This window comes from Pseudonocardia bannensis (assembly GCF_012911875.1).
In the GTDB taxonomy this organism is placed as follows: Bacteria; Actinomycetota; Actinomycetes; order Mycobacteriales; family Pseudonocardiaceae; genus Pseudonocardia; species Pseudonocardia bannensis.
In genome coordinates, this window is sequence record NZ_JAAXKZ010000018.1 from 54,379 (window position 1) to 62,911 (window position 8,533).

The window sequence follows — 8,533 nt, forward strand, 5'->3', positions numbered from 1 at the left end:
GCTCGCCCACAGCGGAATCCGGGCGCGGACTGTCGGGTGCGCGGGTTAGCGTGCCCAACGTGTCCGATGCTCTGGTGCAGGCGCGGGGGCTCCGCAAGCGCTTCGGGTCGTTCGAGGCCGTCCGCGGCATCGACGTCGACGTCGCCCGCGGCGAGGTCTTCGGCTTCCTCGGCCCGAACGGGGCCGGCAAGTCCTCGACCATGCGGATGATCGCCTGCGTCTCGCCACGTACCGAGGGTTCACTGCAGGTACTGGGCATGGACCCGGGATCCGACGGCCCCCGGATCCGGGCCCGTATCGGCGTCGTCCCGCAGCTGGACAACCTCGACGCCGAACTGTCCGTGCGCGAGAACCTGGAGATCTACGGCCGCTACTTCGGCCTGTCCCGCCGGCACGTCCGTGCGAAGGCCGCGGAGCTGCTGGAGTTCGCGCAGCTGGCCGAACGGGCGGGCGATCCGGTGGAGCCGCTGTCGGGCGGGATGAAGCGGCGGCTGACGATCGCACGGTCGCTGGTCAACGACCCGGAGCTGCTGCTGCTCGACGAGCCGACCACCGGGCTCGACCCGCAGGCCCGGCACCTGCTGTGGGACCGGCTCTACCGGCTCAAACGCGACGGCGTCACCCAGATCATCACGACGCACTACATGGACGAGGCCGAGCAGCTGTGCGACCGGCTGGTTGTGATGGACGGCGGGGTGATCGTCGCCGAGGGCTCGCCCACCGAGCTGATCGAGCGGTACTCCACCCGGGAAGTGCTCGAGCTGCGGTTCACGCCGGAGGCCCGGCCCGAGGCCGGCGTCCTCGAACCGCTGGTCGATCGGGTCGAGGAACTGCCCGACCGGTTCCTGCTCTACACCGCCGACGGGGAGCGGGCCCAGGCCGAGCTGGCCCGGGCCGGGCTGACACCGCTGTCGGCCCTGGTCCGCCGCTCGTCGCTGGAGGACGTGTTCCTCCGGCTCACCGGCCGGACGCTGGTGGACTGATGGCGCTCGTCGAGGTGCCCGCGCGCCCCGCGCCCGACGCTCCCGGCCGCCTGCGCGGGGCGCTGATCGTGGCCGAGCACCACTGGACCTGGTACCGGCGCAACTGGCGCGCCACGGTCGTGTCCTCGGTGCTGCAACCGCTGCTGTTCCTGCTCGCGTTCGGGGTCGGTTTCGGTGCGCTGGTCGACGGCACCGGCCGCGCCGCGACGGCCACCGGCGGGGTCGACTACCTGGTGTGGCTCGCCCCCGCGCTGCTCGCGATGTCCGCGGTGCAGACCGCGGCCTTCGAGTCGACCTACCCGGTGCTGTCCGGGTTCAAATGGCAGCGGGGCTACCACGCGATGGCGGCGACGCCGCTCACCGGCGCGCAGATCGCGGTCGGGCACCTCGGCTGGATCGGCGCCAAGATGTTCGCCTCCGGCGCGATCTACGTGGCGGTGATCGCGCTGTTCGGTGGTGTGCAGAGCGTGGGGATCGTGGTCTCACTGCTGGTGGCGACCCTTGCCGGAATGTCCGTGGCGTCGCTGGTGATGTGGTTCGCGGCGACCGTGGAGAACGAGGGTTCGGCGTTCAGCGCGCTGTTCCGGTTCGTCGTCATCCCGATGACGCTGTTCTCCGGGACGTTCTTCCCGATCGACCGGCTGCCGGTCCTCGTGCAACCGGTGGCCTGGGTGTCGCCGCTGTGGCACGCCACCGAGCTCGCGCGGTCCGCCGCGCTCGACGCCTGGCGTCCCGTGGCCGCCGCCGGCCACCTGGCCCACCTGCTCGTGTTGCTCGCCGTGGGCACCCTGCTCGTGACCCGCCGGTTCGCCCGGAGGCTCGCGCCGTGACCAGCCCGACCACTCCGGGGATGCCGGCCCCGCCCCAGGTCCCACCGATCCTGCGGATGCTGCCGGCCGGCGGCTACGCCGGCCGGTCGCGGATGCTGCTGCTCCGCTCGGCCACCGCGTCCCGGCGCACCTGGATGGCGTTCGTGTCCGGGTTCTTCGAGCCGGTGTTCTACCTGATCGCGATGGGGCAGGGCCTGGGCTCGCTGGTCGGCGAACTGCCCGGCCCGGGCGGGGAGATGATCAGCTATGCGGCGTTCATCGCGCCCGGCCTGCTCGCGGCGTCGGCGATGAACGGCGCGGTGTTCGACTCCACCTACAACGTGTTCTTCAAGCTGAAGTACGCCCGGCTCTATGACGCCATGCTGGCGACCCCGCTCGGACCGGTCGACATTGCTCTCGGTGAGATCGGCTGGGCGTTGATCCGCGGTGGGCTCTACGCCACCGGCTTCCTGTCGGTGATGGCCGCCTTCGGGCTGCTCACCTCGCCGTGGGCGCTGCTCGCGCTGCCCGCCGCACTCGTGGTGGCGTTCGCGTTCGCCGCGATCGGGATGGCGGCGACCTCGTTCATGCGGTCCTGGCAGGACTTCGACCTCGTGACACTGGCGATCCTGCCGATGTTCCTGTTCGCCACGACGTTCTACCCGCTGTCGGTGTACCCGCGGTGGCTGCAGCTGGTGGTGGGGTGCCTGCCGCTGTTCCACGCCGTCGAGCTGATGCGGGCACTCACCACCGGCGCGGTACACCTCGGGCTGCTCGGTCACCTGGCGTACTTCCTGGTCATGATCGCGCTGGGGATCACGGTCGCGGCCCGGCGGCTCGACGTGCTGCTGCTGAAGTAGGTGGCGCCGGGTGGCCGGACCCGCCGGCCGGGGCGACCATGTGCGCATGACCGTCACCACCCCCAGCGCCACCGCCGCGGACGCGGTTCGCACGATCGCGGTGGCGGTGCTCGCCGTGGCCCAGGCCGTCGTGTCCGGCCTGGGCGGTGGCGGTGCGCTCGGCGAGCCGGTCGGCGCGGTGGCGAACTCCTACCCGACGCCGATCCTGGCCGCGGGCTGGACGTTCTCGATCTGGGGGCTGATCTACGCGGGGTTCCTGGTCTACGCGGTGTTCCAGCTGTTGCCCGGCCAGCGCGGGCGGCAGGTTCACCGCCGGACCGGGTGGTGGCTGGCGGTCGCGGCGGTGCTGAACCCGATGTGGATCGTCGCGTTCAGCGCCCGGCTGCTCCCGCTGGCCCAGCTCGTGATCATCGGCCTGCTGGTCAGCCTCGCCGTCGTCTTCGGCAGGCTCAGCCGCGAGCCGGCCGCGGCGCCGCTCGAGCGGGCCGTGTTCCGGGTGCCCGTCGCGTTGTACACCGGCTGGGTCTCGGTGGCCACCGTCCTCGGGTTCGCCACGACCGGGGCCTGGGTCGGGCTGCCCGGAGACGGGGCGCTGGCCGCTGCCGCGGCGGTCGCCGTGCTGCTGGCGACGGCCGCGATCGTGAGCTGGGTGGTGGGCACCGGGACGAGCGTCGTCGGCTATGCGGCCGCCGTCGTCTGGGGGTTCGTGGGCATCGCGCTCAACGAACCCCCGACCGCCGTCGCGGTGGCCGCGTGGCTGGCCGTCGTGGTGGTCGTCGCGGCGACCACCCGCCGGGTCGCCCGCTCGGTGCAGCCCGCGCGGCTGGCCTGGGGCTGAGCCGCCCGTCGGACCGCCGGAGCCGGACGGGTAGCGTGCCGAGTCGGCAGGAACGCCCGCGGCGCGGAGGAACGAGAAGAATGATCACCGGCAGCATCGTCGCGCTGGTCACCCCGATGCGGGCGGACGGCTCCGTCGACCACGAGGCGCTCGGGAAGCTGGTCGACCGCACCATCGAGGCCGGCACGTCGGCCATCGTGTCGGTGGGCACCACGGGGGAGTCGGCGACCCTCGACGTCGCCGAGCACACCGAGGTCATCCGGCGCACGATCGACATCGCCGCCGGCCGGGTGCCGGTCATCGCGGGCACCGGCGCGAACAGCACCCGTGAGGCCATCCACCTCACGAGCGCGGCGAAGGCGGCCGGGGCGGATGCCGCGCTGCTCGTGACGCCGTACTACAACAAGCCCCCGCAGGAGGGCCTGTACCGGCACTTCCGGACCGTCGCCGAGGCTGTGGACATCCCGCAGATCCTCTACAACGTCCCCGGCCGCACCGCGTGCGACATGCTGCCCTCGACGGTGGCGCGGCTCGCCGAGGTGCCGAACATCGTGGGCCTCAAGGAGGCGCTGGGCGACCTGGACCGGGTCCGCGACCTGGTCGCGCTCGACCTGCCGGACTTCGCGCTCTACTCCGGGGACGACGCCACCGCCAGGGCCAGCATGCTCGCCGGGTTCCACGGCGACATCTCGGTCACGGCCAACGTCGCGCCGGAGGCCATGGCGCGGATGTGCGCGGCCGCCATCGCGGGCGACGCCGAGGCCGCTGCGGCGATCGACGCCGACCTCGCCGGGCTGCACCGTGCGCTCTTCGCCGAGCCGAACCCGATCCCGGTGAAGTGGGCGCTCGCGGAGATGGGGCTGATGGAGGAGGGCCTGCGGCTGCCGCTGGTCCCCCTGGACGAGATGCACCACGAGGACGTCCGCGCCGCCCTCCGGATGGCCGGCCTGCTCGCCTGAGCGCCCGCTCACCGGCCCGGCCAGGGCGGGCCGGTGCCACCGCAGGGGACGCGTCTACCCTGATTCAGCGTGAGTGTCCAGTCCGTGTTTCCCGCGCTCGAGCCGCTGCTGCCGCGGGTGTCCAAGCCGGTGCAGTACGTCGGCGGTGAGCTGAATGCCCAGCTCAAGGACTGGGAGTCCACCGCCGTGCGGTGGGCCCTCCTGTACCCCGACGCGTACGAGGTCGGGCTGCCCAACCAGGGCCTCATGATCCTCTACGAGGTGCTCAACGAGCGCGACGACGTCCTGGCCGAGCGCTGCTACGCCGTATGGCCCGACCTCGAAGCGCTGATGCGGGAGAACGGGGTCCCCGCGTTCACCGTCGACGCCCACCGCCCGGTGGGCGCGTTCGACCTGCTCGGGGTCAGCTTCTCCACCGAGCTCGGCTACACGAACCTGCTCACCACCCTCGACCTGGCCGGCATCCCGCTGCACGCCACCGACCGTGACGAGAGCCACCCGGTCGTCGTCGCCGGCGGGCACGCCGCATTCAACCCCGAACCCATCGCCGACTTCGTCGACGTCGCCACGCTCGGCGACGGCGAGGAGGTCGTCGGCGAGATCACCGACGTGGTCAAGGAGTGGAAGGCGGAAGGCCGCCCGGGCGGGCGCCGGGAGCTGCTGTTGCGCCTCGCCGGGACCGACGGCTGCTACGTCCCGTCGCTGTACGACGTCACCTACGGCGAGGACCGGGCCATCGAGTCGGTGACGCCGCAGCACGAGCGGGTCCCGCGCACGGTGCAGAAGCGGACGACGAGCGACCTGGACGCGTGGCCGTACCCGAAGAAGCCGCTGGTACCGCTGGCCGAGACGGTGCACGAGCGGGCCAGCGTGGAGATCTTCCGGGGCTGCACCCGCGGCTGCCGGTTCTGCCAGGCCGGGATGATCACCCGCCCTGTCCGTGAGCGGTCGCTGGCCGGCATCGGCGAGATGGTCGACACCGCGGTGCGGGCGAGCGGGTTCGACGAGGTCGGGCTGCTGTCGCTGTCCAGCGCCGACCACTCCGAGATCGCCGAGATCACCAAGGGGCTCGCGGACCGCTACGAGGGCACGAACACGTCGCTGTCGCTGCCCTCGACCCGGGTCGACGCGTTCAACATCGATCTCGCCAACGAGATCTCCCGCAACGGTCGCCGCTCCGGGCTCACGTTCGCGCCCGAGGGCGGCTCCGAGCGGATCCGGCGTGTGATCAACAAGATGGTCTCGGAAGAGGACCTGATCCGCACCGTCTCCGAGGCGTTCGCGCAGGGCTGGCGCCAGGTGAAGCTCTACTTCATGTGCGGGCTGCCCACCGAGGAGGACTCCGACGTCCTGGAGATCGCCGGGATGGCGCACCGCGTCATCAAGGCGGGCCGGGAGGCGTCCGGGCGCAACGACGTCCGCTGCACGATCTCCATCGGCGGCTTCGTGCCCAAGCCGCACACCCCGTTCCAGTGGGCCGCGCAGGCGCACCCCGACGTCGTCGACGAGCGGCTGCGCAAGCTGCGCACGGCGATCAACAGCGACCGCCGGCTGGGCCGCAACATCGGCATGCGCTACCACGACGGGCAGCCGTCGCTGATCGAAGGACTGCTGGCCCGCGGCGACCGGCGCGTGGGACGGGTCATCGAGCGGGTGTGGCGCGAGGGCGGCCGGTTCGACGGCTGGAGCGAGCACTTCTCCTACGAGCGCTGGACCGGCGCGGCCGCGGCCGAGCTGGAGCCGCTGGGCGTGAGCCTGGACTGGTTCACCACCCGCGACCGGGACCGGGAGGAGGTCCTGCCCTGGGATCACCTCGACTCCGGGCTCGAGCGCGACTGGCTCTGGGACGACTGGCAGGACGCCCTCGACGGCCGCGAGCAGGACGACTGCCGTTGGACGCCGTGTTTCGACTGCGGCGTCTGCCCGTCCACCGGCACCGACATCGAGGTGGGCCCGAGCGGCACCACGCTGATCCCGCTGACGGTGGTGAACCCCGTCGGGGGCAACCGGTTCCCGAGTGGCTGAACCGGGCCCCGGGCCGGCCCCGGAGTTCACGATCCGGGTCGCGGACGAACGCGACCTGGACGCCCTCGCCGGGCTCCGCCGCGCATGGTTCGAGGAGCGGTCCGGGGAACCGGTGGCCGACGCGGGCTTCGAGGCCGCCTTCGCGCAGTGGTGGCGGGTGGAGCTGCCGCGACGGACGTTCTGGCTGGCCGAGGTCGGCTCCGAACGGGCCGGCTACACCCCCATCGGGTCCATCAACGTGGTGGAGATCGTGCACATGCCGCGGCCGGGCTCGCGGGGCGGCCGGATCGGGCAGGTCGGCAACGCGTTCGTCCTGAACGCCTTCGCCGACCGCGGGGTGCCGCGTGCGCTGCTGGCCGAGGCCGTCGAGCACGCCCGGCGGCGGCGGTACCGGCGGCTGCTGCTCGCACCGACCGCAGGCAGCGCGGCGTTCTACCGCCGCGCCGGCTTCAGCCCGGCCGACGACTCGCTGCTCGTCCTGGACCCGGGAGCGCTGCCCGAGTAGCACCCCGCCGACCGCGGGCACGGGATGGATCCCGGGCGCCGGGGCGTTACACCTGTGGGGCGCCGAGCAGGAGGGCCGCAGCGCGATCGCGGACCCGTGCCGTGGTCGTGGGTGCGGAGGTGTCACGGAGGTGCTCACGTCCCGGTTCACCGGACGGGTCCAGGACTTGTGTCCCGGATCCGTGGTGGGCCCCGTGCCGGGGCGTCCGGGCTGTTCGACGGCCCCGTCATCGGGCGTCCGACGGCGCTCTAGACTCGGGGCATGGCACGGATCCGACCCGGTGAGGCGGCGAACCCCGCTCCGCCCACGGTGCAGCGGATCCGCGTGCGCTTCGCCAAGCGCGGGCGGTTGCGTTTCCTGTCGCACCGCGACGTGGCCCGCAGTTTCGAGCGCGCGGTGCGCCGGGCGGGGGTTCCGGTGGCGCACTCGCACGGCTTCAGCCCGCATCCGCGGCTGTCCTGGATCGGGGCGGCACCCACCGGGGCGGCGAGCGAGGCCGAGTACCTGGAGATCGGGCTCACCCGCCCCGTCGATCCCGCGCAGCTCGTCGCGGAGCTCGACGCCGCGCTGCCCGACGGCCTGGACGTCCTGGATGCGGCCGTCGCGGAGGGCGCGCCGCTGGCCGAACGGATCGACGCCAGTCGCTGGTCGGTCGAGCTGCCCGGAGTCGCGCCGGAGACCGCCCGGGCCGCTCTCGCGGCGCTGCTCGCGACCGAGTCGGTGGTCGTGGAGCGGGTGACGCCCTCGGGCCGCCGGGAGATCGACGTCCGAGCCGCCCTGGTCGAGGCCGATGTCGCCGCACCGGCGCCATCGGCGCCGGTGCGGTCGGGTGTCACACCCCCGACGATGGCCGATTCGGGGGCAGTCTGTGCGATACTGACGGCGGTCGTACGGCAAACGACACCCGCCGTTCGGCCCGACGACGTGCTGGGCGCACTCGACGTTGTCGCAGGTCTCAAGCCGCCGGTGCCCGCGAAGGCGACCCGGATGGCTCAGGGCCGGCTCGACAACCGAGGCCGCCTCGCCGATCCGCTCGGCTCGGACCGGGTCACCACCCAGGTCTGAGTGGGCTCGTTCGGTGCGTAACCGGCGCCCCGCCGGTCTCCGGTGCGTCGTCGAGAAATATCGCAGCTGAGGATTGCTCGCCGCGCACCGCGTGGGGAGAGAACGCAAGGCCCCTGTGCGGCCGCCTTTGCAAGGCGCCCGGGGGCGAAGGAGCTGAATGTCGAAGAACAATGTGCCTGCCGGTGGTACCGGCGGGCCGATCACCGTACCCGCTCTGGCCGATCTTCCGGAGAAGCTTCGGGTACACGCGCTGGCCAAACTGATCGGCCGTACGAGCCGAGAGGTGCTCGCGACCCTGTCCGACCTGGGCGTCGAGGTCCGCAGCGCGCAGTCCAGCGTCACCCGCCCGGTGGCCGAGCGGGTCGTCTCCACGCTGCTGCCGGATTCCGGCGCGGAGGGCGAGACGGCGATCGCGGACGAGGCGGTCGACGCTCCCGGCGAGCCGCTGGGCGAGCCGGCCGCCGCCGAGGCCCCCGAGGCCCCCGAGGC

Annotated in this window: 9 protein-coding genes; all 9 read left to right on the forward strand. The window is 72.8% G+C overall.

The genetic code is table 11. The annotated features are described in order from the left end of the window. Positions 1-59: 59 nt before the first annotated feature. Positions 60-983, forward strand: coding sequence for an ABC transporter ATP-binding protein (locus HF519_RS07725; protein ID WP_312859961.1), 924 nt, complete (start codon positions 60-62; stop codon positions 981-983). Beyond that, entirely contained in the window at positions 983-1,813 is an 831-nt protein-coding gene (locus HF519_RS07730; protein WP_169411546.1) for an ABC transporter permease, read from the forward strand. Before HF519_RS07725 ends, HF519_RS07730 begins: the two co-directional genes overlap by 1 nt. 20 nt (positions 1,814-1,833) lie before the next feature. Continuing rightward, positions 1,834-2,652 carry an ABC transporter permease gene (locus HF519_RS07735; protein ID WP_169411574.1) on the forward strand — a complete coding sequence of 273 codons (819 nt, stop codon included), beginning with the start codon at positions 1,834-1,836 and terminating at the stop codon, positions 2,650-2,652. A 46-nt stretch (positions 2,653-2,698) separates the two neighbouring features. Continuing rightward, the gene (locus HF519_RS07740) at positions 2,699-3,490 is read left to right on the forward strand and encodes a TspO-related membrane protein (RefSeq protein WP_169411548.1); all 792 of its coding nucleotides are present in this window, start codon (positions 2,699-2,701) and stop codon (positions 3,488-3,490) included. An 80-nt stretch (positions 3,491-3,570) separates the two neighbouring features. After that, positions 3,571-4,449 carry a 4-hydroxy-tetrahydrodipicolinate synthase gene (gene dapA, locus HF519_RS07745; protein ID WP_169411550.1) on the forward strand — a complete coding sequence of 293 codons (879 nt, stop codon included), beginning with the start codon at positions 3,571-3,573 and terminating at the stop codon, positions 4,447-4,449. 69 nt (positions 4,450-4,518) lie between these two features. After that, a complete protein-coding gene (locus HF519_RS07750; protein WP_169411552.1) occupies positions 4,519-6,474 on the forward strand; it encodes a TIGR03960 family B12-binding radical SAM protein in 1,956 nt (651 codons plus the stop codon). Further along, positions 6,467-6,979, forward strand: coding sequence for a GNAT family N-acetyltransferase (locus HF519_RS07755; RefSeq protein WP_169411554.1), 513 nt, complete (start codon positions 6,467-6,469; stop codon positions 6,977-6,979). Before HF519_RS07750 ends, HF519_RS07755 begins: the two co-directional genes overlap by 8 nt. A gap of 261 nt (positions 6,980-7,240) precedes the next feature. Beyond that, positions 7,241-8,044, forward strand: a complete 804-nt coding sequence (locus HF519_RS07760; RefSeq protein ID WP_211169679.1) for a TIGR03936 family radical SAM-associated protein — start codon at positions 7,241-7,243, stop codon at positions 8,042-8,044. Between the two features lie 157 nt (positions 8,045-8,201). Further along, a partial coding sequence (locus HF519_RS07765) for a translation initiation factor IF-2 N-terminal domain-containing protein (RefSeq protein ID WP_211169680.1) occupies positions 8,202-8,533 on the forward strand: 332 nt, incomplete at its 3' end.

Coding starts and splice junctions, on each gene's coding strand:
- HF519_RS07730 (WP_169411546.1), top strand. CDS start 983: ATGGCGCTCGTCGAGGTGCCCGCGCGCCCCGCGCCCGACGCTCCCGGC.
- HF519_RS07735 (WP_169411574.1), top strand. CDS start 1,834: ATGCCGGCCCCGCCCCAGGTCCCACCGATCCTGCGGATGCTGCCGGCC.
- HF519_RS07740 (WP_169411548.1), top strand. CDS start 2,699: ATGACCGTCACCACCCCCAGCGCCACCGCCGCGGACGCGGTTCGCACG.
- dapA (WP_169411550.1), top strand. CDS start 3,571: ATGATCACCGGCAGCATCGTCGCGCTGGTCACCCCGATGCGGGCGGAC.
- HF519_RS07760 (WP_211169679.1), top strand. CDS start 7,241: ATGGCACGGATCCGACCCGGTGAGGCGGCGAACCCCGCTCCGCCCACG.